General features: G+C 38.0%; 1 protein-coding gene. It reads right to left on the bottom strand.

From position 1 onward, the window contains the following. A partial coding sequence (locus AAEY57_RS20660; protein ID WP_350608742.1) for a hypothetical protein occupies positions 1-250 on the bottom strand: 250 nt, incomplete at both ends.

Consider the following 250-nt stretch of genomic DNA (forward strand, 5'->3'; position numbering starts at 1 on the left):
CGTCCATACGATAAGCAAAGACGCTGGCGAGTATCATTAGCCAGAGTGTTAAGGCAGTCCAGTTAGGCATTACTCTATTTTTGTTTAACTGTTGTTGGCTGTGCTCTGCAAGTGCGAGATACAAAGGGTAATACCATAAAAACGCAAATATACCTCGAGCAATAGGCATAATACTTGAGTTATCGCGCTCTTTAATGGCTTTAAAGTTACGATAACTCCAATAATTAACAAATATGCCTAAACTTAAAAT

Origin of the sequence: Pseudoalteromonas sp. MER144-MNA-CIBAN-0113 (genome assembly GCF_040308965.1) — a bacterium.
GTDB classification, from domain to species: Bacteria; Pseudomonadota; Gammaproteobacteria; order Enterobacterales; family Alteromonadaceae; genus Pseudoalteromonas; species Pseudoalteromonas tetraodonis.